19 protein-coding genes and 1 riboswitch are annotated in these 23,338 nt (G+C 72.1%); of the genes, 14 read left to right on the forward strand and 5 right to left on the reverse strand.

Annotated elements, in window-relative coordinates; translation table 11 throughout:
• Nucleotides 1-391: 391 nt before the first annotated feature.
• A complete protein-coding gene (locus HNR68_RS09960; protein ID WP_179719767.1) occupies nt 392-1,372 on the forward strand; it encodes a WCX domain-containing protein in 981 nt (326 codons plus the stop codon).
• Here HNR68_RS09960 and HNR68_RS09965 read toward each other — a convergent pair.
• Nucleotides 1,363-2,280, reverse strand: coding sequence for an SDR family oxidoreductase (locus HNR68_RS09965; protein ID WP_179719769.1), 918 nt, complete (start codon nt 2,278-2,280; stop codon nt 1,363-1,365). The genes HNR68_RS09960 and HNR68_RS09965 overlap by 10 nt on opposite strands.
• Before the next feature lie 523 nt (nt 2,281-2,803).
• Between HNR68_RS09965 and ftsZ the strand changes: the two genes are divergently transcribed.
• The 12 genes from ftsZ to HNR68_RS10025 all read left to right on the forward strand — a co-directional run bounded on the left by ftsZ (nt 2,804) and on the right by HNR68_RS10025 (nt 15,530).
• Nucleotides 2,804-4,273 (forward strand): cell division protein FtsZ, encoded by a 1,470-nt coding sequence (ftsZ, locus tag HNR68_RS09970; protein ID WP_179719771.1) that lies wholly within the window; start codon nt 2,804-2,806, stop codon nt 4,271-4,273.
• A 169-nt stretch (nt 4,274-4,442) separates the two neighbouring features.
• Complete coding sequence (pgeF, locus tag HNR68_RS09975; protein WP_179719773.1) at nt 4,443-5,162, forward strand: peptidoglycan editing factor PgeF; 720 nt, start codon at nt 4,443-4,445, stop codon at nt 5,160-5,162.
• Nucleotides 5,159-5,893: a YggS family pyridoxal phosphate-dependent enzyme gene (locus HNR68_RS09980; protein ID WP_179719775.1), complete on the forward strand. Its 735-nt coding sequence runs from the start codon at nt 5,159-5,161 to the stop codon at nt 5,891-5,893. The genes pgeF and HNR68_RS09980 overlap by 4 nt, the downstream gene beginning before the upstream one ends.
• A 71-nt stretch (nt 5,894-5,964) precedes the next feature.
• Nucleotides 5,965-6,588, forward strand: a complete 624-nt coding sequence (locus HNR68_RS09985; RefSeq protein WP_179719777.1) for a cell division protein SepF — start codon at nt 5,965-5,967, stop codon at nt 6,586-6,588.
• 19 nt (nt 6,589-6,607) lie between these two features.
• Nucleotides 6,608-6,892 (forward strand): YggT family protein, encoded by a 285-nt coding sequence (locus tag HNR68_RS09990; RefSeq protein ID WP_093160639.1) that lies wholly within the window; start codon nt 6,608-6,610, stop codon nt 6,890-6,892.
• Between the two features lie 47 nt (nt 6,893-6,939).
• Nucleotides 6,940-7,770 carry a DivIVA-like cell division protein Wag31 gene (wag31, locus tag HNR68_RS09995; protein ID WP_179719779.1) on the forward strand — a complete coding sequence of 277 codons (831 nt, stop codon included), beginning with the start codon at nt 6,940-6,942 and terminating at the stop codon, nt 7,768-7,770.
• Between the two features lie 144 nt (nt 7,771-7,914).
• On the forward strand, nt 7,915-8,337 hold the full coding sequence (locus tag HNR68_RS10000; protein WP_179719781.1) for a hypothetical protein: 423 nt from the start codon (nt 7,915-7,917) through the stop codon (nt 8,335-8,337).
• 308 nt (nt 8,338-8,645) lie between these two features.
• Nucleotides 8,646-11,801 carry an isoleucine--tRNA ligase gene (gene ileS, locus HNR68_RS10005; protein ID WP_179719783.1) on the forward strand — a complete coding sequence of 1,052 codons (3,156 nt, stop codon included), beginning with the start codon at nt 8,646-8,648 and terminating at the stop codon, nt 11,799-11,801.
• Between the two features lie 122 nt (nt 11,802-11,923).
• Nucleotides 11,924-12,038, forward strand: a riboswitch (SAM riboswitch).
• 37 nt (nt 12,039-12,075) lie between these two features.
• A complete protein-coding gene (locus HNR68_RS10010; RefSeq protein WP_179719785.1) occupies nt 12,076-13,413 on the forward strand; it encodes an aminotransferase class V-fold PLP-dependent enzyme in 1,338 nt (445 codons plus the stop codon).
• Between the two features lie 199 nt (nt 13,414-13,612).
• Complete coding sequence (lspA, locus tag HNR68_RS10015; RefSeq protein ID WP_179719787.1) at nt 13,613-14,269, forward strand: signal peptidase II; 657 nt, start codon at nt 13,613-13,615, stop codon at nt 14,267-14,269.
• A 41-nt stretch (nt 14,270-14,310) separates the two neighbouring features.
• On the forward strand, nt 14,311-15,195 hold the full coding sequence (locus HNR68_RS10020) for an RluA family pseudouridine synthase (protein WP_179724864.1): 885 nt from the start codon (nt 14,311-14,313) through the stop codon (nt 15,193-15,195).
• Nucleotides 15,196-15,242: 47 nt separating this feature from the next.
• Nucleotides 15,243-15,530 (forward strand): hypothetical protein, encoded by a 288-nt coding sequence (locus HNR68_RS10025; protein WP_179719789.1) that lies wholly within the window; start codon nt 15,243-15,245, stop codon nt 15,528-15,530.
• 150 nt (nt 15,531-15,680) lie between these two features.
• On the opposite strand, the gene HNR68_RS10030 is transcribed toward HNR68_RS10025, so the two are convergent.
• The 4 genes from HNR68_RS10030 to HNR68_RS10045 form a co-directional block, all read right to left on the reverse strand.
• Nucleotides 15,681-17,060 carry an NAD(P)(+) transhydrogenase (Re/Si-specific) subunit beta gene (locus HNR68_RS10030; protein WP_179719791.1) on the reverse strand — a complete coding sequence of 460 codons (1,380 nt, stop codon included), beginning with the start codon at nt 17,058-17,060 and terminating at the stop codon, nt 15,681-15,683.
• The gene (locus HNR68_RS10035; RefSeq protein WP_179719793.1) at nt 17,057-17,362 is read right to left on the reverse strand and encodes an NAD(P) transhydrogenase subunit alpha part 2; all 306 of its coding nucleotides are present in this window, start codon (nt 17,360-17,362) and stop codon (nt 17,057-17,059) included. The genes HNR68_RS10030 and HNR68_RS10035 overlap by 4 nt, the downstream gene beginning before the upstream one ends.
• 46 nt (nt 17,363-17,408) lie before the next feature.
• Nucleotides 17,409-18,521, reverse strand: coding sequence for a Re/Si-specific NAD(P)(+) transhydrogenase subunit alpha (locus tag HNR68_RS10040; protein ID WP_179719795.1), 1,113 nt, complete (start codon nt 18,519-18,521; stop codon nt 17,409-17,411).
• Nucleotides 18,522-18,608: 87 nt separating this feature from the next.
• On the reverse strand, nt 18,609-19,553 hold the full coding sequence (locus tag HNR68_RS10045; RefSeq protein WP_179719797.1) for an AsnC family protein: 945 nt from the start codon (nt 19,551-19,553) through the stop codon (nt 18,609-18,611).
• A 200-nt stretch (nt 19,554-19,753) separates the two neighbouring features.
• On the opposite strand from HNR68_RS10045, the gene dnaE reads away from it, so the two are divergent.
• Complete coding sequence (gene dnaE / locus HNR68_RS10050; RefSeq protein WP_179719799.1) at nt 19,754-23,338, forward strand: DNA polymerase III subunit alpha; 3,585 nt, start codon at nt 19,754-19,756, stop codon at nt 23,336-23,338.

Here is a 23,338-nt window from a genome sequence, read left to right on the forward strand (position 1 = left end):
CCAACCGGCCTTCGCACTCACGACAACCGCCCTGGCGGGTGCCCCCGCTCGCGGCCCCGGGCCGCGGTGGGGTCGTGAGTGCCTGAACCGGCCCCAGCCGGTCTTCGCACTCACGACCGGAGCCGCTCCTCACCCGGCGGAGTCGAGCCCTTCACGTTCCCCGCTCGGGTGTCCTCGAGCGGCTCGAGCGTGTGCGCACCGGGGTGCTCCGGGCGCTCGGTGGCCACGGGGGACTCACCGGGTGCGTGGGGGTCGTGAGTGCGGAGGCCGGTTCGAGCCGGTTTCGGCACTCACGAGGGGAGGTGGTTCGGGCGTCACGCGTTGTTCCGCCGTCGCCACCGTGACGCCGGGCACGCCGGGGGAGCGGGGCCGTGCCGGATATCCTCGGCCGGTGCGGGCGTCGCGGTTGGTCTCGTTGTTGTGCCTGCTCCAGGCGCGGGGGTCGATGACCGGCCCGGAACTCGCCCGGGAGCTGGAGGTCTCGGAGCGCACGGTGGCGCGGGACGTGCTCGCGCTGGCCGAGGCCGGGGTGCCGGTCTACGCCGAGCGCGGACGGGCCGGCGGGTACCGGCTGCTCGGCGGCTACCGCTCGACGCTCACCGGACTGCACCGCGACGAGGCCGAAGCGCTGTTCCTGTCCGGGGTCCCCGCGGCCGCGGCCGAGATGGGGCTCGGGGACGCGGTCGCGGCGGCGCGGCACAAGGCCTCCGCCGCGCTCGCACCGCCGTTCCGCGACGCGCCGCAGCGCGTCGGGCAGCGCTTCCACCTCGACGCGCCGCGCTGGTTCCGCGAGGCCGAGACGCCCGCGGTGCTGCCGGAACTCAGCCGCGCGGTGTGGTCGGACCTCACGGTCACCGCGAAGTACGCGCGCGGCGACCGCGAGGTGCGGCGCGAGCTGGAACCCCACGGCCTCGTGCTCAAGGCCGGGGTCTGGTACCTCGTGGCTCGCCGCGACCAGCGGTTCCTGAACTACCGCGTGGACCGCTTCACCACCGTCGAGGTCACCGACGAGCGGTTCGCCCGGGACGAGGACTTCGACCTGGCCGCCTTCTGGGAGCGGTCGTCCGAGGAGTTCGCCCGGTCCCTGCTGCGCGAGGCGGTCGACGTCCGCGTCAGCCCGTCCGGCCTGCGCGCGCTGCACGTGGTCGCCGACCCGGCCGGAGCGCAGCAGGCCGAAGCCGCGGCGAGCGCACCGGACCCGGACGGCTGGGTCACCACCCGCCTGCCGGTCGAGTCCCTCGACGTCGCCTACGGCCAGCTCCTCGGGCTGGGCCCGGAGGTGGAGGTCCTCGGTCCGCCGGAGCTGCGCCGCCGCTTCGCCGACGCCGCCCGCCGGCTCACCGAGCTCTACGACCCGCCGGATCAGCGGTAGTCGTCCGGACTGCCCGACCCGCCGACCCACTCGACCTCCTGGAGGTAGCGCCAGGCGTCCGGCTGCGAGCCGTCGACGTCGGTGAACCCGTAGACCTTCGCCAGGTACCCGCTGGACAGCGACTGCGTGTTCCACCGCGCCACGTCCGGGTCCGTGGCCAGGGCGACCACCGCGCGGCCCACGTAGGCCGGCGACTCGGAGACCCCGAAGCCCTCCGGCGCGGTGGTGGACTCCCGCCAGTTCTCCTCGGTGACGCCGAAGTGGTCGAGCATCATCTCCGACCGCAGCCAGCCCGGCGTCAGCGACACCGCGGTACCGCCGAACGGACGCAGTTCCTCGCCCTCCGCGCGCGCCAACCGGTGCATGGCCGTCTTCGCGACGTCGAAGAACGCGCCGCAGTCGCTGCGGTAGTACTGCTCGTGGACCTCGGCGGTGCCGTCGGTGAGCTCCACGACCAGCCCGCCCGGCCGCCGGCTCAGCAGCGCCAGGGCGAAGTGCGCGGTGATCATGTGCGCCTCGATGCCGACCCGCAGCCGCGCCAGCCCCTTCCCCAGGTCGTGCTCCCAGATCGGCTTGCCCCAGTCCATGAGGTGCTCGCCGCCGAGGTCGTTGACCAGCACGTCCAGCCGCCCCTGCTCGGACTCCACCCGCCGCACCAGGTCGCGGACCTGGTCGGGGTCGGTGTGGTCCACCCGGACCGCGATGCCGGTGCCGCCGGCCCGGGTCACCAGCTCGGCAGTGTCCTCAATGGTCTCCGGCCGGTCGTAGTCCGAGCGCTGCGCCCGCGTGCTCCGTCCCGTGGCGTACACCGTCGCGCCGGCCGCCCCCAGTTCCACCGCGATGCCGCGACCCGCACCGCGGGTGGCTCCGGCGACCAGCGCGACCTTGCCGTGCAGTTCTCCTGCCATGTCCAGACGTCCTCCAGGTCTCGATCCGCCGGGACCGACGGTGCCACCGAATCCCGACACCTGCGGTCGGGATTCGCGCTGCGCGAGCGGGGTTCTCGACCGCGCGTCACCCGCCGGGGAGATCGCGACGGAACAGGCGCGATCGCTTCCCGCCTGCCTCGCCCGCGTGGGGCGGTGGCCAGGTACGGTGTCGGTGGTGATCTCGTCCGTGGCGTGGTCACCACAAGGGGAGGAACGAACTGGGCTCGCTGCGACTCCGCTGGCGGACCCGCTGGACAAGAGAACCGGTCGAGACGGAAAGCGACGAGGTGCACGGCGCAACACACCTGGCACGGATCCCGGCGTGGCTGCTGGACGTGACGGCTCCGGCCCGCTTACCGTCCGGATCAGGCCCGGGATCGGTCGCACCAGGCGAACCCGCGCCGTGGCGACCAGGGGGACCGGAATCGGCGGCGACCGGCCAGCGACCATCCCGGCGGTCGACGCAGAGAGCACTCCAGCCACGATCAGGAAGGCGGATCCGATGACGCCCCCGCACAACTACCTCGCGGTGATCAAGGTCGTCGGCATCGGTGGCGGCGGCGTCAATGCCGTGAACCGCATGATCGAGGTCGGGCTCAAGGGCGTCGAGTTCATCGCGGTGAACACCGACGCGCAGGCCCTGCTGATGTCCGATGCCGACGTCAAGCTCGACATCGGCCGCGAGCTCACCCGCGGTCTCGGGGCAGGCGCCGCGCCGGAGGTCGGCCACAAGGCTGCCGAGGACCACAAGGAGGAGATCGAAGAGGTCCTCAAGGGCGCCGACATGGTGTTCGTGACGGCCGGTGAGGGCGGCGGCACCGGTACCGGTGGTGCGCCCGTCGTCGCGTCGATCGCGCGCAAGCTCGGCGCGCTGACCATCGGCGTGGTGACCCGTCCGTTCACCTTCGAGGGCAAGCGGCGCGCCGCGCAGGCGGAGCAGGGCATCAAGGAGCTCCGGGAGTGCTGCGACACGCTCATCGTCATCCCGAACGACCGCCTGCTGCAGCTGGGCGACATCGGGGTGAGCCTGATGGACGCCTTCCGCTCCGCTGACGAGGTGCTGCTCTCCGGTGTCCAGGGCATCACCGACCTGATCACCACCCCGGGTCTGATCAACCTCGACTTCGCCGACGTCAAGAGCGTCATGTCCGGCGCGGGCAGCGCGCTGATGGGCATCGGCTCGGCCAGCGGCGAGGGCAGAGCCGTGCAGGCCGCGCAGAAGGCGATCAACTCGCCGCTGCTGGAGGCGTCCATGGAGGGCGCGCACGGCGTGCTGCTGGCCATCGCGGGCGGGTCCGACCTCGGGTTGTTCGAGATCAACGAGTCGGCGTCGCTGGTGCAGGAGTCCGCGCACCCGGACGCGAACATCATCTTCGGGACGGTGATCGACGACTCGCTCGGCGACGAGGTCCGGGTGACGGTGATCGCCGCCGGCTTCGACTCCGGCACCCCGACGCACAAGAAGCTCGAGCCGACCAAGGTCGGCGGCCGCAGCGAGGACACCGAGTCGTCGAGCACCGAGAAGCCGGGCCAGCCGCAGGTCGAGTCCCGGGCGGACACGGCGCAGTCCTCCTCGTCGACGCCGCAGGCGGAGCAGCCGGTCGCCGGCGAGGGGCAGTCCCCGGCCGCGCAGTCGACCACGCCCGCGCAGTCGACCCCGGCGCAGCCGACGCAGGCCCAGTCGACCCCGGCGCAGCCGACGCAGCAGCCGGAGACCCCGGCGCAGCAGGAGAGCGAGCCGGCGCGGCCGCGGCCCGACCTCGGCCAGCGGACCGGGCTGTTCGGCGGCGACGGCTCGGCGGCGGGTCAGCAGAGCGTCTCGGTGCCCGCCACGCCCACCACGCGCGGGACCGGCGGCTACCCGACGCACAACGCCACCACCGCCCGTCCCGGTGGCGGGCTGGGCCGCGGCGTGCCGGTCAACGACGACACCGACGACGACGTCGACATACCGCCGTTCATGCGCCGCTGAGCGGCCACGCGGCCGCGAGGTCCGGGCGCGGACGACGACCGAGGGGAACCGGCCGGGCGGGAGCTGCGGCCGGTCCCACGCACCGCCTCCGAGCGGCGGTGCATGAGCGAGAATCGACACCGGGAGCGGGGAAGCTCCCGGTGTCGAGTCGTGTTGGGAGGCTGGTGCAGTGCGGATCCGGCGCGTGATCACCACGCGGGAGGGCGGGAGTTCCCGGCCGCCGTTCGATTCGTTCAACCTCGGCGGTCGCGTCGGTGACGACCCGGCAGCGCTGGCCGCGAACCAGCGGAAGCTGGCCGACGGCATCGGCCTGCCCGAGGACCACGTGGTGTGGATGGAGCAGATCCACGGCCGCACCGCGACCGTCGTCGACGGCCCGCGGTCCGAGCCGGTGGAGGCCACCGACGCGTTGGTGACCGCCCGGCCGGGGCTGGCGTTGGCCGTGCTCACCGCGGACTGCGTGCCCGTGCTGCTCGGCGACCCGGAGACCGGTGTGGTCTCGGCCGTGCACGCCGGGCGGGTCGGGGCGCGCGTGGGCGTCGTCGTGGCGGCGCTGAAGGCGATGCAGCAGGCCGGCGCCCGCCTCGACCGCGTCGAGGCGCTGCTCGGGCCGGCGGCGTGCGGGCAGTGCTACGAGGTGCCCGCCGCCATGCAGGCCGACGTCGAGGAGCACCTGCCCGGCAGCGCGTGCACGACCCGCAAGGGCACCCCGGGGCTGGACCTGCGCGCGGGCATCTGGGAGCAGCTGGCCGCCGCGGGCATCGCCAAGATCGGTGTGGACCCGCGCTGCACCATGGAATCACCTGAGCTGTACAGCCATCGTCGTGACCGCGGGCGCACCGGCCGGTTCGCCGCGGTGACCTGGGCGGAGCCGGAGGACGCCGAGTGAGCGAGGAACAGCGCCGTGCGGAGCTGGAGGCATCGCTGCGCGAGGTGCGCGCGCGGATCGACCGCGCCTGCCGCGCTGCGGGACGCGACCCGAGCGAGGTCGAGCTGCTGGCGGTGACCAAGACCTTCCCCGCTTCGGACGTGGCGCTGCTGGCCGACCTGGGGCAGACCGCGTTCGCGGAGAACCGGGAGCAGGAGGCGCGCGGCAAGGTGGCCGAGTTCACCGAGCTGCGCCCGTCCGCCTCGGTGCGCTGGCACATGGTCGGCCAGTTGCAGCGGAACAAGGCGCGGGCCGTGGTCCGCTGGGCCGACGTGGTCGAGTCGGTGGACAGCGCGCGGCTCGTCGAGGCGCTGCGCCGGGCGACCGCGAACGCCCTCGACGCGGGTGACAGAACACACCCCTTGGACGTGTTGGTGCAGGTCAGCCTGGACGAGGCGGAGGGTCGCGGGGGTTGTCGACCCGACGACGTGCCCGCGCTAGCCGATATGATCACTCAGACAGGTGATCTTCGACTGCGCGGAGTGATGGCGGTCGCACCATTGGGTGGCGATCCGGATGTGGCCTTCGACACACTTTCCAAGATCTCCGAGCGGTTACGGGGAGATCACCCCGAAGCTGTCGAGGTGTCGGCGGGGATGTCCGGCGACCTGGAGAGTGCCGTCGCGCACGGCTCGACCCGGGTGCGTGTCGGAACCGCGCTGCTCGGCGGGCGGCGGTTAACCTCGCCATAGCCGCAGGACAGGGGGTCGAAGGCCGGCCTCCTCGTGCTCGGTGCAAGGAGTCGCACAGGAAGGGCATGCCGATGAGCGCTTTGCACAAGTTGAAGGCCTACTTCGGCATGGTTCCGGCCGACGAGGTCGAGGACTACGACGACGAGGTCGGTTATCGCGACCGGTACGGCGACTCCGACCGCGACGGTTACGACGCTCCTGCCGAGCGGGGTGGACGGCGCAGGGTCGGCACCCGCGGTGGCTACCAGGCGGAGGCCGACGTCGAGCCGGACTTCGCCGAGGACTACCGGGAACCGCCGCGCCCGCGGCGGCAGTGGTCGTCGGACAGCCCGGTGCGCAGCGCGCTGCCCACCGACCAGCCGCGGGAGAACGTATCGCGGCTGCGGGCGGTCACCGACACCGGTACCCAGTTCAACTTGAGCAAGATCACAACGTTGCACCCGCGCAGCTACAGCGAGGCGCGGACCATCGGCGAGCAGTACCGGGACGGCACGCCGGTGATCATGAACCTGACCGAGATGGAGGAGGCCGACGCCAAGCGGCTGGTCGACTTCGCGGCCGGGTTGGCGTTCGCGCTGCGCGGCTCGATCGAGAAGGTCACCAACCGCGTGTTCTTGCTCTCACCTCCCAACGTGGACGTCGCGGCGGAGGACAAGCGACGGCTCGCCGAGGGTGCCTTTTTCAACTACGGGTGAGTGGTGGCACAGTTGAAGCGTGAACCCGGTGCAGATCGTCCTGTTCTACGTTCTGTTCTTCTTCTGGCTCCTGCTCACGGCCCGTATCGTGATCGAACTCGTTCGAGTGTTCGCGCGCGATTGGCGGCCCGTCGGGGGGGTTGCAATCGCGTTGGAGAGCATCTACACAGTGACCGACCCACCAGTGAAGTTGGTGCGTCGGGTGATTCCGACGGTCCGGATCGGCGGCGTCGGACTGGACCTATCGATTATGGTGCTGCTGCTGGTCGTGTTCATACTGATGCGACTGGTCCAGCCCGGGTGACGGGGAACCCGGGCTACCCGCAGCCGAGGAGTGCGTGAGGTGATCTTGTGGGCCTGACCCCCGCCGACGTGCACAACGTCGCGTTCAGCAAACCTCCGATCGGTAAGCGGGGCTACAACGAGGACGAGGTGGACGCATTCCTCGACCTGGTTGAAGCCGAGCTTGCCCGGCTGGTGGAGGAGAACAACGATCTGCGCAGCCAGGTCGAGCAGCTGGAGGCCCAGCTGCAGTCCGCGCAGGTCGACCTGGAGGACGCCCGCAACCAGGCGGCGGCCGCTTCCTCGACCCCGGCCCCGACGGAGGAACCGCGCCGGCTCACCCCGGTCCCGGCGCCGACCGCTGCCGAGCAGACCTCGCCCGGTGGCGATCACCACGTGCAGGCCGCCAAGGTGCTGGGCCTCGCGCAGGAGATGGCCGACCGGCTGACCGGTGAGGCCAAGGCCGAGGCCGACGGCATGCTCGCCGAGGCCCGGACGAAGTCCGAGCAGCTGCTCTCGGAGGCGCGCTCGAAGGCCGACAGCATGGTCAACGAGTCCCGGACCCGGGCCGAGACGATGCTCAACGACGCCCGCACCCGCGCCGAGACGCTGGAGCGGCAGGCTCGCGAGAAGGCCGCGAACCTGGAGCGCGACGCGCAGCGCAAGCACGCCGAGGTGATGGGCAACATCACATCGGAGAAGAACGCCCTCGAGAAGAAGATCGAAACCCTGCGCACGTTCGAGCGCGAGTACCGCACTCGACTGCAGACGTACCTGGAGTCGCAGCTGCGCGAACTGCAGGACCGGGGCTCGGCGGCGCCCGCCGAGAGCAGCGGGAGCCGCTCGTCCGGTCAGCAGGCCAGCTACAGCTTCGGGGCGCGCGCAGCCGAAGCCGGCTGACGACCCGTCCTGGCTCGCGTCGCGGCGGTGCCGGTGACGCCCGGACCAGGAGCACGGACTCGCGGTGAGGTCAGCGGCGACGGGTGGCGCGCCCGTCGCCGCTGCCGTGCGTTCGGTCCCGTGACGCGAGAGGTGTGAGGTCGCGTGCTGTTGGTCGTGCTGCTGCTGGTCCTGCTGGCCGCCGGGGTCCTGGTCGCCGCCGTGGTGGGCGGGGACGCCGAGCTGGCGTGGCTGTCGGTGCTGGCCAGTGCCGTCGCCGTCGGGCTGCTGGTGGTCGACCGGGTGCGGAGCCGCCGGCGGGTGGCGCAGGAGACCGGCGAGCCGCCGTTCGCCGACGTCGGCGAGGAACCGGCGGAGGAGCGCAGCAACGCCGCCGAGGCGGCGCGGCCCGACGCCGAGGTCCTGGTGATCGACGAGCGGCCGCGCTACCACGTGCGCACCTGCGAGTGGATCGGTTCGCGCAAGACCGTCACGCTCACCCTGCGGGAAGCCCGCGAGCTGGGCTTCACGCCCTGCGCGCTGTGCGCGCCGAACGCCACCATCGCCGCCGAGGTCCGCCGGTCCTGACCGCGGCGGCGCCGGAGCCGGTGCGAGCGGGCGTCACGCACCCGGTACTCTGGGTGGGGAACAGGCGATGATCCGGCCATCACCGGGGAGCTTCCGGAAGAACGGGCGCCCTGGCGCCTCAGTAGAACCGGACGGGTCCAGCCCGTCACAGCTGGCAACGAGGGGTCGTCGGCGCACGTCGACGGCAAGCGGGGTGGTACCGCGGATCTCGTGCGGAGCACGCGCACGAGGTGTCGTCCCCGCGTGGCTACCGGGCTTCCGGTGACCGTGCGGCAGCGATGACACACACCGCGAGGAGCGCATCCGCGATGTCTTACCCCAAGGTTCAGTTCGGCGACAACGGTGAGCGCGGCGTGGCTGCCCAGCCCGCGTTCCCGGCGATCGAGCGCCAGGTGCTGGATTCCTGGGCCGAGGACGACACCTTCCGCGCTTCGGTGCAGGCGCGCGAGGCCGGGGACAACGGCGCCAACGAGTTCGTGTTCTACGACGGACCGCCGTTCGCCAACGGCCTGCCGCACTACGGGCACCTGCTGACCGGCTACGTCAAGGACGTCATCCCCCGCTACCAGACGATGCGCGGCCGCCGGGTGGAGCGGCGGTTCGGCTGGGACTGCCACGGCCTGCCCGCCGAGGTGGAGGCCGAGAAGCAGCTCGGCATCACCTCCAAGTCCGAGATCGAGGACATGGGTGTGGCCGCGTTCAACGACGCCTGCCGCACCTCGGTGCTGCGCTACACCTCGGAGTGGGAGGAGTACGTCACCCGGCAGGCCCGGTGGGTGGACTTCGCCAACGACTACAAGACGCTCGACCTGGACTACATGGAGAGCGTCATGTGGGCCTTCAAGACCCTGTGGGACAAGGGTCTGGTCTACGAGGGCTTCCGGGTGCTCTGGTACTGCTGGCGCTGCGAGACGCCGCTGTCCAACACCGAGACCCGCATGGACGACGTCTACCGCCAGCGGCAGGACCCGGCGGTGACGGTCGGCATGCGCCTGGAGGCGCCGGGCAAGGCCTACGACGGTGCGCTGGCCCTGGCCTGGACGACCACGCCGTGGACGCTGCCGTCCAACCTCGCCGTCGCGGTGCACCCCGAGGTGGACTACGTGCTCGTGGCGCCGCCGACCAGCGCGGAGCGCTACGTGCTGGCCGAGGCCCGGCTGAGCGCCTACGCGCGGGAGCTCGGCGAGGACGTCGCCGACCACGTCGTCGCGCGCTTCACCGGTGCCGAGCTGCTGGGCACGAAGTACCGGCCGCCGTTCGACTTCTTCCTCGGCCGCGAGAACGCCCACCAGGTGCTCGCCGCCGACTACGTCACCACCGACGACGGCACCGGGCTGGTGCACATCGCCCCGGCCTTCGGTGAGGAGGACAAGGCCGTCACCGACGCCGCGGACATCCAGCCGGTGGTCCCGGTCGACGCGCACGGCAAGTTCACCGCCGAGGTGCCGCCGTACGAGGGCCTGCAGGTCTTCGAGGCGAACAAGCAGATCATCCGCGACCTCAAGGACGCGGGCCTGCTGCTGCGGCACGAGACCTACGACCACCCGTACCCGCACTGCTGGCGCTGCGACAACGCGCTGATCCAGCGGGCGGTGTCGTCCTGGTTCGTGGCGGTCAGCAAGTTCAAGGACCGCATGGTCGAGCTCAACCAGCAGATCAACTGGGTGCCGGGGCACATCCGGGACGGCCAGTTCGGCAAGTGGCTGGAGAACGCGCGCGACTGGAACATCTCGCGGAACCGGTACTGGGGTTCGCCGATCCCGGTGTGGGTCTCCGACGACCCGAACCACCCGCGCGTCGACGTCTACGGCTCGCTGGACGAGCTGGAGCGGGACTTCGGCGTGCGGCCGAAGGACCTGCACCGGCCGCAGATCGACGAGCTGACCCGCCCCAACCCGGACGACCCGACCGGGAAGTCCACCATGCGCCGGGTCCCGGAGGTGCTGGACTGCTGGTTCGAGTCCGGGTCGATGCCGTTCGCGCAGGTGCACTACCCGTTCGACAACGCCGAGTGGTTCGAGCACCACTACCCGGGCGACTTCATCGTCGAGTACAACGGGCAGACCCGCGGCTGGTTCTACACGCTGCACGTGCTGGCCACCGCGCTGTTCGACCGGCCGGCGTTCAAGAACGTGCTGGCGCACGGCATCGTGCTGGGCCACGACGGCCTGAAGATGTCCAAGTCCAAGCGCAACTACCCGGACGTCAACGAGGTCTTCGACCGCGACGGCTCGGACGCGATGCGCTGGTTCCTGATGTCCAGCCCGATCCTGCGCGGCGGCGACCTCGTCGTCACCGAGCAGGGCATCCGGGACGCGGTGCGCCAGGCGGTGCTGCCGCTGTGGAACTCCTGGTACTTCCTGGCGCTGTACGCCAACGCCGAGGGCGTCACCGGTGAGTCCAGGGTGGACAGCCAGCACGTGCTGGACCGCTACGTGCTGGCCAAGACCCACGAGCTGGTCACCGACGTGCAGGCTGCGCTGGACTCCTTCGACCTGGCCGGGGCGTGCGCCAGCGTCCGGGACTTCCTGGAGGTCCTGACCAACTGGTACGTGCGGCGGTCCCGCGACCGCTTCTGGGCCGGTGACCGCGACGCCATCGACACCCTGCACACCGTGCTCGAGGTGACCTGCCGGGTGGTGGCGCCGATGCTGCCGCTGACCGCCGAGGCGGTGTGGCGCGGGCTGACCGGCGGCCGCTCGGTGCACCTGACCGACTGGCCGCGGCTCGACGAGCTGCCCGCGGACCCGGCGCTGGTCACCGCGATGGACCAGGTGCGCCAGGTGTGCTCGTCGGCGTCGGCGCTGCGCAAGGCCAACAAGCTGCGGGTGCGGCTGCCGCTGGCCAAGCTCGTGGTGGCCACCGCGGAGGCGGAGGCGCTGCGGCCGTTCGCCGACCTGATCCGCGACGAGGTCAACGTCAAGGAGCTGGAGCTGACCACGGACGTGGCGGCGCACGGGCACTTCGAGATCGCGGTGAACGCGCGGGCCGCCGGTCCGCGGCTGGGCCGCGACGTGCAGAAGGTCATCAAGGCGGTCAAGGCCGGCGAGTGGAACCGCACCCCGAGCGGTGCGGTCGTCGCGGCCGGGATCGAGCTGCAGGAGGGCGAGTTCACCGAGCGGCTGGTGTCCACCAACCCCGGTGCCGCCTCGGCGCTGCCCTCGAACCTGGGCCTGGTCGTGCTGGACACCGAGGTGACCCCGGAGCTGGCCGCCGAGGGCGTGGCGCGCGACGTGGTCCGCGTCATCCAGCAGGCCCGCAAGGACGCCGACTTCCAGGTCTCCGACCGCATCACGGTGACCGTCTCGGCGCCGGAGGAGGTGCTGTCGGCGGTGGCGGCGCACCGCGACTTCATCGCGGGCGAGACCCTCGCGGACGCCGTCGAGGCCGGTGACGTGGACGGCGGCTTCACCGGCTCGGTCGGCGACGGCACCGAGATCGCGGTCGCGGTCGCCCGCGTCTGACGTCGAGGAGGGCGCTCCCCGCCGACCGGCGGCGGGGAGCGCCCTCTCCCGCGCGCAGGCGTCTCACGGTGCGGGACGGCGTTGCCGCTGGGCGGGCGCCTCCCCCAAGATCTGTGCGCGAAGGTCATGAGTGCCAGCGCGAAGCCCCGGCTCGCTGGCCGGCAACCCCCGACCGCGGTGGGGTGCCCCGGGTGAGGACCTGGCCGGTCGCGCAGGGCGACCCGGCAAGCGCGGACCCCTCTGGGCGGGTCCGATGAGGCCCTGGGAGGGGCTCATGACGTCTGCCACTGCCGACATCCCGACTCAGTCCACTGCCGACGTCCCGGTGCCCGCGGTGGCGGGGCGCGCGTTGCGGGTCCCGCTGGTCACCGGTGGGAGCACCGAGTACGCCAACCTCGACCACGCGGCCAGCGCGCCGTGCCTGGACAGCGTCCGCGAGGCCGTCGACGAGCTGCTGCCGTGGTACGCCAGCGTGCACCGCGGCGCCGGCCTCGCCTCGCAGGTGTGCACCCGGGTGTACGAGGGCGCGCGGCAGGTGCTGCGCGACTTCGTCGGCGCCCGCCGCACCGATTCGGTGGTCTTCACCCGGAACACCACCGACGCGCTGAACCTGCTGGCCCGGGCCCTGCCTCGCGGCACGTCCGTGGTCGTCCCGGAGACCGAGCACCACGCCGCGCTGCTGCCCTGGAGCGGCCCGCGGGTGCGGCGGATCGCGGCTCCGGCGAGCCCGGCCGACGCCGTCGCCGCGCTGGACGCCGCGCTGGCCGAGTGCCCGGAGGGGCCGCGGCTGGCGGTGATCAGCGGCGCCTCGAACGTCACCGGTGAGCTGTGGCCGGTCGCCGAGCTCGCCCGCGTGGCGCGCCGCCACGGGGCGCGGACGGTGCTCGACGCCGCGCAGCTGGCCCCGCACCGCCCGGTGCGGATGACCGAGCTCGACGTCGACCACGTCGCGCTCTCCGGCCACAAGCTGTACGCGCCGTTCGGCGCGGGCGCGCTGGTCGGGCGCGCGGACTGGCTCAACGCCGCGGAGCCCCACCTGGCCGGTGGCGGTGCCACGCGGCGGGTCACCGAGCGCGCGGTGAGCTGGACCACCGGTCCGGAGCGGCACGAGGCCGGGTCGCCGAACACGGTCGGCGTGCACGCGCTGGCCGAGGCCTGCCGGACACTCGGGGCGCGGTGGGCGGACGTCGTCGCGCACGAGGAGGCGCTGCTGCGCCGGCTGCGGGCGGGGCTGCGCGGTGTGCCGGGGCTGCGGGAGCTCTGCCTGTTCGACGCCGACCACGAGCGGGTCGGCGTGGTGAGCTTCACCGTCGACGGCCAGGACCCCGGGCTGCTCGCCGCCGCGCTGTCGGCCGAGCACGGCATCGGCGTCCGCGACGGGCTGTTCTGCGCGCACCTGGCCACCCGGCGGCTGCTGTCCCGAGCGGGGTCGGGCGCCGAGCGCGCGCTGCGCGCCAGCATCGGCCTGGGCACCACGGCCGAGCACGTCGACCGCCTGGTCAGCGCGCTGCGGACGTTGGTCGCCGAGGGTCCGGCCTGGCGCTACGAGCAGGTGGACGGCCGGTGGGTCCCCGTCGACGACCCCCGCCCGCTGCCGGACTTCCTGCGCTGAGGCAGCCCCCGGGCACGCGGCGTCACGGGAAATCGGACGCCCGGTTCCCGCGCCACCGGTCCACGCGTGGGTGACGTGGGGCTGAGGGGGTGGTCCCGGGGCCTGCCGGGCGCGGCCCGTGGACCGGGGTGTGGTGGAGGGCACCGCGCGGGGCGGGACTGCTGGAACCCGGTCGGTGCCGGTCAGGGACAATGGGGGAGTGAGCAGCGAGCAGTCCTCCCCCAGGCAGTCATCCGCGGAGCCGGCCGACCACGGGGAGCCCGCCGAGCAGGCGCCCGAGACCCCGGCCGACACCGCCGGGACGCCTGCGGCCGACGGGTCCTCCCGCGCGCCTCGGAAGCTCCTGGCGCTGCTGTTCGGGGTGGCCGCGGTCGCGCTGGGGCTCGACGTCCTCACCAAGGTCGTCGTGGTGGCCGAGCTGGAGGGCGAGCCGCCGGTCGAGGTCCTCGGCGGACTGCTCTACCTCGACGTGCTGCGCAACCCGGGTGCCGCCTTCTCGCTGGCCACCGGGATGACCTGGCTGCTGGCGCTGCTCGCCATCGCGGTGGTCGGCGTGATCGTCTGGCTGGCGCCGAAGCTGCGCTCCCCGGGCTGGGCGGTCGGCCTCGGCCTGGTGCTCGGCGGTGCGTGCGGCAACCTCGCCGACCGCCTCTTCCGCGCACCCGGCCCGCTGCAGGGCCACGTGGTGGACTTCCTGTCCGTGCTCGCCCCCGGCGGCGCGGTGTGGCCCGTGTTCAACATCGCCGACAGCTGCATCGTGGTCGGTGGGGTGCTGGTCGTGCTGCTGTCGCTGCTGGGGCGCGACTACGACGGCACGGTGCACCGGAAGAAGAAGGCGGCGGAGAGCGAGTCGTGAGCGATCTTCGGAACTTGCCGGTGCCCGAGGGGCTCGACGGCATGCGAGTCGACGCGGGCCTGTCGAAGCTCCTGGGCCTGTCCCGCAACGCGGTGGCCACGCTGGCCGAGTCCGGCGACGTGCTGCTCGACGGCAACCCCGCGGGCAAGTCCGACCGGCTGGTGGCCGGGGCGTGGCTGGAGGTGACGCTGCCCCCGGCGCAGCAGCCGCCGCAGGTCGTCGCCGTGCCCGTGGAGGGGCTGAAGATCCTGCACCAGGACGACGACATCGTGGTGGTGGACAAGCCGATCGGCGTCGCGGTGCACCCGAGCCCGGGCTGGGAGGGCCCGACCGTGGTCGGCGGCCTGGCCGCGGCCGGCGTGCGCATCGCCACCTCCGGCGCCGCCGAGCGGCAGGGTGTCGTGCACCGGCTCGACGCGGGCACCACCGGGGTGATGGTGGTGGCCAAGAGCGAGCACGCCTACTCGGTGCTCAAGCGGGCGTTCAAGGAGCGCACCGTGGACAAGCGCTACCACGCGGTGGTGCAGGGGCACCCCGACCCGATCCGCGGCACGATCGACGCGCCGATCGACCGGCACCCGCGGCACGACTACAAGTTCGCGGTGGTCACCGGCGGCAAGCCGAGCATCACGCACTACGAGACGGTGGAGGCCTTCCGGGCCGCCTCGTTGGTGGACGTGAAGCTGGAGACCGGTCGCACGCACCAGATCCGGGTGCACTTCTCGGCGATCAAGCACCCGTGCGTCGGGGACCTGACCTACGGTGCCGACCCCGTCCTCGCGCGGAAGCTCGGCATCACCCGGCAGTGGCTGCACGCCCGGAGCTTGTCCTTCGAGCACCCGGCCGGCGGCTGGGTGACCTTCGAGAGCGAGTACCCGGACGACCTGCAGCACGCGCTCGACCAGCTCCGGGACCACGACGGCTGATCCCGGTACCGTGGCGGGGAGTGAGCTAGGTGACGAAGGGGTCGGCCATGGCAGAGTCGAGACCGTTCGGGGGCTCGGACGCACCCACACCGCCCACCGGCATGCAGGCGATCGACCCCGAGGACGTGGACGCCTCGCAGTTCAGCAGCCTCGGGGACTTGATCAACGCTGAGGACGTGGGCCCGGCGGCGCCGTCGGTCCTCGGTGCGCCGGAACCCTCGAGCCCGGAGGGCGACGCGGGGGACTGGCCGAAGCTGGAGTACCGCAGCCGGAACAAGCCGGAGCGCCCCAAGCGCAGCAACCCGCTCAACCTCTTCCGCCGCAAGGACCGCTGAGCACCGTCGTCCGCGGCTCCAGTGGGAACCAGGTCCGCGACCCCCACGGGAGGTGCGGACGGCACCGAGCGGTGTGCGGCGCACGTGCCGGAGGCACGGTGCACGACCCCTGCACCTCGTCCCACCGCGGGAACGGCGCGGGCGTGGGGGTCAGAGGGCTTTGAGTTCTTCGAGGACCTCGCGGACCGAGGTCTTGGCGTCGCCGAAGAGCATCGACGTCTTCTGGTCCGCGTGGAGGGGGTTGTCGACGCCGGCGAAGCCGGTGCTCATCGACCGCTTCAGCACGATCACCGTCTTCGCCTGGTCGACGTTGAGGATCGGCATCCCGTAGATCGGCGAGCCCGGGTCGGTGCGGGCCGCCGGGTTGGTGACGTCGTTGGCGCCGATCACCAGCGCGACGTCGGCGCGGGCGAACTCGTCGTTGATCTCGTCCATCTCCTTGAGCTGCTCGTACGGCACGTCCGCCTCGGCGAGCAGCACGTTCATGTGGCCGGGCATCCGGCCCGCCACCGGGTGGATCGCGTAGGACACGTCGACACCCCGGTCGACCAGCAGCTTCGCCATGTCCTGCACCGCGTGCTGGGCCTGGGCGACCGCCATGCCGTAGCCGGGCACCACGATCACGCGCTCGGCGTAGGCGAGCTGGATGGCCACGTCGGACGCGCTGGTCGACCGCACCGACCCGCCGTGGGCGGTCGGGGCGGGCGCGGTCGCCCCGCCGAAGCCGCCCGCGACGATGGACGGGATCGAGCGGTTCATCGCCTTGGCCATCTGGTCGGTCAGGATCGAACCGGAGGCGCCGACCAGCATCCCGGCGACGATCATCGCCGTGTTGCCCAGCGCGAGCCCGGCCGCCGCCGCGGACAGCCCGGTGAACGCGTTGAGCAGCGACACCACCACCGGCATGTCGGCGCCGCCGATCGGCAGCACCACCGCGATCCCGGCCAGCCCCGCCAGCACCAGCACCGCCACCAGCAGCGGCTCGGCCTCGCTGCCCAGCCCCACCACCACGGCGCACCCCACGGCCGCGGCCAGCAGCAGCACGTTGAGCGGCAGCTGCAGGCGGCCGAGCGTGATCGGACGACCGGGCACGAGCTCCTGCAGCTTGCCGAACGCGACCAGCGAACCCCAGAACGAGATCGAGCCGATGATCGCGGCGAACAGCGTGGCGATCGGCACGAACGCCGGTTCGCCCAGGAACCCCGGGTCCTCCCGGAACTCGACCCAGGCGGTGAGCGCCACCGCCCCGCCGCCGACGCCGTTGAACAGCGCCACCATCTGGGGCATCGCGGTCATCTTCACCCGCCGCGCGGCCGGGACGCCGATCACCGTGCCGACCACCAGCCCGAGCGCGATCAGCCCCCAGTTGCCCAGGCCGGGGGTGAGCAGCGTGGCGACCACCGCGACCACCATGCCGGCCGCCGCGATCGCGTTGCCGCGCGCCGCGGTCCGCGGCCCGGTCAGGCCCATCAGGCCGTAGATGAACAGGGCGAACGCCAGGATGTAGAGGACCGACCGCAGCGTGATCACGTGTCGGTGTCCTTCCGCGCGGGCTCCGGCTTGCGCTTGAACATGCCCAGCATCCGGTCGGTGACCAGGAACCCACCGACCACGTTGATGGTGCCGAAGACGATCGCCACCAGCGCCAGCAGCTGCGAGCCGAGGTCGTCCACACCGGACCCCAGCACCAGCACGCCGCCGAGCAGCACGATGCCGTGGATGGCGTTGGTGCCGGACATCAGCGGGGTGTGCAGGGTGTTCGGCACCTTGGAGATCACCGCGAAGCCGACGAAGCCGGCCAGCACGAGGATCGCCAGATCGGCCAGGAACATCGCACCTCCTCCCTGGGCGGGTCGGGCGGTGGCCACGCGCGACCGGTCATCGGTGGCCCCCGACGTGGTCCGGTCGGGCGATGCAGGCGGCGGCCAGCACCTCGTCGGTGAAGTCGGGGGCGGGCCGGCCGTCGACCAGCACCAGCTCCAGCAGCGCCAGCACGTTGCGGGCGAAGAGCTCGCTGGCGTGCTCCGGCATGGTCGCCGGGAGGTTGAGCGGGGCGGCGATGGTGACCCCGTGCTCCACCACGGTGCTGCCGGGCCGGCTCAGCTCGCAGTTGCCGCCCGCCGACCCGGCCAGGTCGACGACGACGCTGCCCGGCCGCATCCGGCGCACCGCCTCGGCGGGCACCAGCCGCGGCGCCGGGCGTCCCGGGACCAGCGCGGTGGTGATCACCACGTCGAACCCGCTGATCGCCTCGCCGAGGCGCCGGGTCTGCTCGGCGCGTTCGTCCTCGGTGAGCTCCCGCGCGTAGCCGCCCTCGCCGACCGCCGAGACGCCCAGGTCCAGCCACGTCGCCCCGACCGAGCGCACCTGCTCGGCGACCTCGGGCCGCACGTCGTAGCCGGTGGTGCGGGCGCCGAGCCGCTTGGCCGTGGCCAGCGCCTGCAGCCCGGCCACGCCGACGCCGAGCACCAGCACCGACGCGGGCTTCACGGTGCCCGCCGCGGTGGTGAGCATCGGGAAGAACCGGGTGCACTCGCCGGCGGCGAGCAGCACGGCGCGGTACCCGGCCACGGTGGCCTGGGAGGACAGCGCGTCCATGGACTGGGCACGGGAGATGCGCGGCACCGACTCCAGGGCGAACGCGGTCACCCCGGCCTGGCGCAGCCGCTCCGCCAGGTCCGGGTCGGTCAGCGGGTCGAGGAAGCCGATCAGCGTCGAGCCGCGGGACAACCGGGCGGTCTCGGACCGGCTGGGCGGGCGGACCTTGACCACCACGTCGGCCGGCCACGGGTCGCCGAGCCGGGCGCCGGCCTCGGTGAACGCCTCGTCGGGGATGAGCGCGGCCTGCCCGGCCCCGGGTTCGACGACCACGTCGAGGCCCTGCGCGCACAGCCGGGCGACGACGCCGGGGACGAGCGCGACCCGGCGCTCGCCCGGCGCTGGTTCGCGCGGGACACCGACGGTGGTGCGACCGCCCTCCTGCGAGGTCATGGGAACAGCAGCCCACACCGCGATCGGAACCGCAAGGCCACACGCCAGCGGATCACCGGGACAGACGTACTCGGGCGCGGCGGGGGACTACAGGTCGGTGATGTCCCAGAGGAGGGTGCGCTGGGTGTCGCCGGGCCGTGGTGTCCACCGGACCGCGGTGAGCTCGGTGGACTCCGGGAGCACGTACACCGTGTGGCCGCCCGCCGTCTCGCCCGGGGGCACGCCGATGCGGTGCGGTGGACGGGAGGACAGCGAGATCGGCGACTTCGACACCGCCGACCCGTCCTTGGTGATCAGCTCCAGGTACAGGTCGGGCAGGGAGGTGAACGGCGTCTGGCCGCGGTTGGTCAGCTCGGTGTGCACCACCACCGCGCGCTCGCCCTCCTCGAGCTCGTACCCGGCCGCGGTGAACAGGAAGTCCGCCGGGTCGACCACCTCGACCAGCAGGATCGTGAGCCGCTCGCCCTCCGGTCCCTCCACGTCGAGCTTGCTGCCGACCTTGCCGGTGCGCACCGGCGGCTGCGGGCCCGACTGCGGTTGCTGGTCGCCGCGCGCCCACGCGGCCGACCCGGGCGGGCCCCAGGTGCCCATCGGGTCCTGCGGGGCGGGCTGCGGCGGCCCGAACGAGGTCGGCGGCGGCACCGGCGTGAACTGCTGCGGGCCGCTCGGCGCACCGTAGTGGGGCGCGGGGTAGCCGCCGGACGGCGTGGGATAGCCGCCCGTGGGCTGCGGGTGCGGGCCGGAGGGCACCTGGTGCCCGCCGCTGGGCGGACCGGAGACCGGGTAGGGGCCGCTCGCGAGGTTGTGCTGCGCGGCCCACTGCTGCGCGGCGGCGACCGCGTTGCGGATGCCCTGCGGGTCGCACTCGACGCCGACGATGAGCGGGAGACCGGTGGTGGACAGGGCAGCGAGGCGCGCGGCGACGTCGCGCACGTCCATGCCGAGCCGACCGGCGATCTCGGGGACCGCCGCACGGCCCATCTCGGCGACGACGCTCAGCAGTCGCACGTCCACGGGATCAGGGCCAGCCACGTCGTGCCACGCTACCCGCTCCGGGGACGCCACGCGTCAACGGCACGGGGTTTCGGCCCGGCCCGCGACCGGCGCGCGCCGCCCACCACACCTCCCGGCGGAAAGCTCGCGCAACGCCGGGGGAATCGATGGTCACACGGCGTGCGCGCGTTAGGCTGACAACTCCCCCGAACAGCCGTCGCGAAGGAGGAGGACTCCCCGTGCCCGTCGACCCCTTCGTCCACCTGCACGTGCACACCGAGTACTCGATGCTCGACGGTGCGGCGAAGGTGGGAGCGCTGTTCGCCGAGGCGGAGCGCTTGGGCATGCCGGCGGTGGGGATGACCGACCACGGCAACATGTTCGGTGCCGACGAGTTCTACCAGCAGGCCAAGAAGACCGGCATCAAGCCGATCATCGGCATCGAGGCCTACCTGGCGCCGGGCAGCCGGTTCCACAAGAAGCCGGTGTTCTGGGGTGAGGCCAAGCAGCGCGGCACCGACGAGTTCGGTGAGGGCGGCGACGTCTCCGGTGCCGGTGCGTACACGCACATGACGATGCTGGCCCGCAACGCCACCGGCCTGCGGAACCTGTTCACGCTGTCCAGCCGCGCGAGCTTCGAGGGCTACTACCGCAAGCCGCGCATGGACAAGGAACTCATCGCCGAGCACGCCGAGGGCATCATCGCCACCACGGGCTGCCCGTCCGGCGAGGTGCAGACCCGGTTGCGGCTGCGGCAGTTCGACGAGGCGCTGCGCGCCGCCGCGGAGTACCAGGAGATCTTCGGCAAGGAGAACTTCTTCCTGGAGCTGATGGACCACGGGCTGCCGATCGAGCGGTCGGTGCGCGAGGGCCTGCTGGAGATCGCCAAGAAGCTCGACATCCCGCCGCTGGCCACCAACGACAGCCACTACGTGACGGTCGACCAGGCGGAGTCGCACGGCGCGCTGCTGTGCGTGCAGTCGGGCAAGACGCTCAGCGACGAGTCGCGCTTCAAGTTCGACGGCGACGGCTACTACCTGAAGTCCGCGGAGGAGATGCGCGAGTACTGGGACTCCGAGGTCCCGGGGGCGGCGGACAACACGCTGCGCGTCGCGGAGATGGTGGAGTCCTACGAAGACGTCTGGAAGTTCCAGGACCGGATGCCGCGGGTGGCCGACGGCAGCGGCCGGTCGGAGCGGGAGCTGCTGGCGGAGGAGATCGAGCGGTACCTGCCGACGCGCTACCCGGACGGGCCGACCGACGAGTGCCGCAAGCGGATCCAGGTCGAGCTGGACGTGCTGGACACCAAGGGGTACTGCGCGTACTTCCTGGTGGTCGGCGACCTGACGCGGTGGGCGAAGTCGCAGGGCATCCACGTGGGCCCGGGCCGTGGTTCGGCGGCGGGGTCGCTGCTGGCCTACATCCTGCACATCACGAACCTGGACCCGCTGGAGCACGGCCTGATCTTCGAGCGGTTCCTCAACCCGGAGCGCAACTCGCCGCCGGACATCGACCTCGACTTCGACGACCGCCGCCGCGACGAGGTGCTGCAGTACGCGATCAACAAGTACGGGCGGGACAAGGTCGCGCAGGTCATCACCTTCGGCAAGATCAAGACGAAGGCGGCGATCAAGGACGCGGCGCGGGTGCACCACGGCCAGCCCGGGTTCGCCATCGCGGACAAGATCTCCAAGGCGCTGCCGCCGCCGATCGCGGCCAAGGACATCCCGCTGTCGGGGATCGTGGACCCGCAGCACGAGCGCTACGCCGAGGCGGCCGAGGTGCGCAGCCTCATCGAGAACGACCCGACGGTGTCGCAGATCTTCGACACCGCGCGCGGGCTCGAGGGGCTGATCCGCAACGCGGGCGTCCACGCGTGCGCGGTGATCCTGTCCTCGCAGCCGCTGATGGGCACGGTGCCGCTGTGGGCCCGCGAGGACGGCTCGATCATCACCGGCTGGGACTACCCGTCCTGCGAGGCCATCGGCCTGCTGAAGATGGACTTCCTGGGGCTGTCGAACCTCACCATCCTCGGTGACGCGCTGCGGATGGTGAAGGAGAACCACGGCCGCGAGATCGACCTGTCCAACCTCGCGCTGGACGACAAGGCCACCTACGAGCTGCTGGCCCGCGGGGAGAGCCTGGGCGTGTTCCAGCTCGAAGGTGGCGGCATGCGCGAACTGCTCAAGCGCATGCAGCCCACCGAGTTCGCCGACATCGTGGCCTGCAACGCGCTGTACCGGCCGGGCCCGATGGAGGTCAACGCGCACAACGACTACGCCGACCGCAAGAACGGCAAGAAGCCGGTCGAGCCGATCCACCCGGAGCTGGACGAGCCGCTCAAGGACATCCTGGCCGAGACCTACGGTCTGATCGTCTACCAAGAGCAGATCATGGCGATCGCGCAGAAGGTGGCCGGCTACAGCCTCGGTCGAGCGGACATCCTGCGCCGCGCGATGGGCAAGAAGAAGAAGGAGGTGCTGGACCAGGAGTTCGAGGGCTTCCGGGACGGGATGCTCGCGCAGGGCTTCTCCAACGAGGCCATCGAGAAGCTGTGGGCCACGGTGCTGCCCTTCGCCGGCTACGCGTTCAACAAGTCGCACGCGGCGGGTTACGCCCTCGTGGCGTACTGGACGGCCTACCTGAAGGCGAACTACCCGGCCGAGTACATGGCCGCCCTGTTGACCTCCAACGGCGACAACAAGGACAAGATGGCGGTCTACCTGGCCGAGTGCCGCCGGATGGGCGTCAAGGTGCTCTCGCCGGACGTCAACGACTCCAAGGACACCTTCGCCGCGGTCGGCTCGGACATCCGCTTCGGCATGAGCGCGATCCGCAACGTCGGGTCGAACGTGGTGGCCTCGATCGTCAAGACCCGCGAGGAGAAGGGCCGCTACACGTCCTTCACCGACTTCCTGGACAAGTCCGAGATCCTGGTCTGCAACAAGCGGGTCATCGAGTCGCTGATCAAGGCCGGCGCCTTCGACTCGCTCGGGCACACCCGCATGTCGCTGGTGCAGCACCACGAGAGCGCGGTGGAAGCGGTCATCGGCCTCAAGCGGCAGCAGGCGATGGGCCAGTTCGACCTGTTCGGCGCCGACGACTCGGCCGACAGCGCGGAGTCCTCGCCGCTGGCGCACCTGACCTTCAGCCCGGAGGAGTGGCCGCGCAAGCAGCTGCTGTCCTACGAGCGGGAGATGCTGGGCCTGTACGTCTCGGCGCACCCGCTCGACGGCGCCGAGCGCCTGCTGGCGCCCTACCAGGACACCAGCATCGCCGAGCTGGTCGGCGGGGAGCGGGAGGTCGGCGCGGGCAAGGACCAGATCAAGATCGCCGGGATGATCTCCGGCATCCAGCGCCGCATCAACAAGAACGGCCACCCGTGGGCCATCGTCACGCTGGAGGACCTGGACGCCAGCGTCGAGGTGCTGTTCTTCCCCAAGGCCTACGAGATGTTCGCCGACTGCCTGGTCGAGGACACCGCGCTGGCGGTCAAGGGCCGCGTCAACGAGCGCGAGGGCACCATCAGCGTCTTCGCCTCCGACGCGGTGCCGGTGGACATCTCCGCGGCGGAGACGGACCCGGGCACCGACCCGGCGTTCGTGATCAAGGTGCCGGTGAGCCGGGTGGACCAGTCGCTGGTGCAGGAGCTCAAGCGCACCCTGCAGGCGCACGCGGGGACCACCCCGGTGCACGTCAAGCTGCAGAGCCCGCGCGGGGTGACCCGCCTGGCGCTGTCCAGCGACTACTTCGTCTCCACCGAGAACGGCCTGCAGGGCGAGCTCAAGGGCCTGCTCGGGGCGGGCTGCTTCGAGTCGGTGTGA

The organism is Saccharopolyspora hordei, assembly GCF_013410345.1.
Lineage (GTDB): Bacteria > Actinomycetota > Actinomycetes > Mycobacteriales > Pseudonocardiaceae > Saccharopolyspora > Saccharopolyspora hordei.

What these genes read in the sequence shown, in the direction of transcription:
- HNR68_RS10010 (WP_179719785.1), top strand. Translation starts at nt 12,076, where the DNA reads ATGACGTCTGCCACTGCCGACATCCCGACTCAGTCCACTGCCGACGTC.
- HNR68_RS10035 (WP_179719793.1), bottom strand. Translation starts at nt 17,362, where the DNA reads ATGTTCCTGGCCGATCTGGCGATCCTCGTGCTGGCCGGCTTCGTCGGC.
- ftsZ (WP_179719771.1), top strand. Translation starts at nt 2,804, where the DNA reads ATGACGCCCCCGCACAACTACCTCGCGGTGATCAAGGTCGTCGGCATC.
- HNR68_RS10025 (WP_179719789.1), top strand. Translation starts at nt 15,243, where the DNA reads ATGGCAGAGTCGAGACCGTTCGGGGGCTCGGACGCACCCACACCGCCC.
- HNR68_RS09985 (WP_179719777.1), top strand. Translation starts at nt 5,965, where the DNA reads ATGAGCGCTTTGCACAAGTTGAAGGCCTACTTCGGCATGGTTCCGGCC.
- HNR68_RS10020 (WP_179724864.1), top strand. Translation starts at nt 14,311, where the DNA reads ATGCGAGTCGACGCGGGCCTGTCGAAGCTCCTGGGCCTGTCCCGCAAC.
- HNR68_RS09965 (WP_179719769.1), bottom strand. Translation starts at nt 2,280, where the DNA reads ATGGCAGGAGAACTGCACGGCAAGGTCGCGCTGGTCGCCGGAGCCACC.
- ileS (WP_179719783.1), top strand. Translation starts at nt 8,646, where the DNA reads ATGTCTTACCCCAAGGTTCAGTTCGGCGACAACGGTGAGCGCGGCGTG.
- HNR68_RS10040 (WP_179719795.1), bottom strand. Translation starts at nt 18,521, where the DNA reads ATGACCTCGCAGGAGGGCGGTCGCACCACCGTCGGTGTCCCGCGCGAA.